Below are 1,248 nucleotides of genomic sequence, written 5' to 3' on the forward strand. Positions count from 1 at the left end.
GGCTTCTGGCGCCAGTTTGGCGGCTTCCCGCCAAGCTGGAATGGCCAGTTGTGGCTCCCGTTGCACGGTGGCGAATTCGGCTACTAACAGATAATAGAGCTGCTCCCCGGTCATGCCATCCGAGGCGGGGTCGGCGGCTGCACCTCCGGCGGCGAGGCTGAGTACAATACCTGCCACGATGCCCCCAAGCCTGCTCCTCATCTACCCATTCCCCGCATTTTTTGCCAGCAAGCACAATAACCGCTAGGGACCTGGCTTGCAATCCTGTCCGGTGTCGGCGACAATTCAGCCCCTTCATCGTCGCTCTGCAGGGACGGTCGCTGCTATTTTCTGCCTTGGTCTAAGTCATCATACTGCCCCTATCGCGGTTCGGGAAAAAGTCGCTTTTTCTCCGGAGAACCTTGTTGCGGCCTATCGCTACTTGCTGGAGCAAGGGTTGGCCAGGGAAACCCTGATCGTATCGACCTGTAACCGCACGGAAATTTATGTCCACGGCGGGCAGGGCTACCATCGCCAAGCCTTGCAAGATTGGCTCTGTCACTTTCACGGCGTGGACCCGCGATTGCTGGATGGGCATATTTATTACTCCAGTGATGCGGAGACCGTGCGCCATCTGTTTCGCGTGGCCTGCGGGTTGGATTCCATGATCATCGGTGAGCCGCAGATCCTTGGTCAGGTCAAGGATGCCTATCAGGCTGCTGCGGATAGTGGTGCCGCCGGGCCGGTGCTGAATCGCCTGTTGCATTGGGCTTTCCGCGTGGCGAAGCGGGTGCGGTCGGAGACGGCCATCGGTTCAGCCCCGGTCAGTGTGGCCTATGCTGCCGTGAGCTTGGCCAAGCAGTTGCTGGGTAGCCTGGAAGGCAAGTCGGTGTTGCTGATCGGCGCCGGGGATACCATCGAACTGGTGGCGACTCATCTGCGCGAGCATGGGGTGGGGAGTTTTGCCGTAGCCAATCGCAGCGCGGAACGCGGCCAGCAGTTGGCCGAGAAATTTACTGGCAATGCCCATGCACTGGAGGCCATCCCGGAGCTCCTGCATGACGCCGATGTGGTGGTGAGTTGCACGGCGAGTCTGTTGCCCATACTCACGCTGGAGACAGTCTCCGCGGCTATGCTACGGCGGGCGCAGAGAGATCTGATGCTGGTGGATCTCGCCGTACCCCGGGATATCGCCTCGGAAGTGGAAGGCGTTGAGCAATGTTTTCTCTACACACTGGACGATCTGAATGATATCGCGCATGCCTGCCT

The 1,248-nt window shown here is 59.7% G+C and carries 1 protein-coding gene and 1 pseudogene; one reads left to right on the plus strand and one right to left on the minus strand.

The genetic code is table 11. The features are described from left to right. A pseudogene (locus HF921_RS13205) lies at positions 1–201 on the minus strand (tetratricopeptide repeat protein); the annotation flags it as partial. Positions 202–271: 70 nt separating this feature from the next. Between HF921_RS13205 and hemA the strand changes: the two are divergent. After that, positions 272–1,248: glutamyl-tRNA reductase (hemA, locus tag HF921_RS13210; RefSeq protein ID WP_319025499.1), on the plus strand; the 977-nt coding region annotated here is incomplete at its 3' end.

Origin of the sequence: Acidithiobacillus ferriphilus (assembly GCF_018854775.1) — a bacterium.
Taxonomy (GTDB): Bacteria; Pseudomonadota; Gammaproteobacteria; order Acidithiobacillales; family Acidithiobacillaceae; genus Acidithiobacillus; species Acidithiobacillus ferriphilus.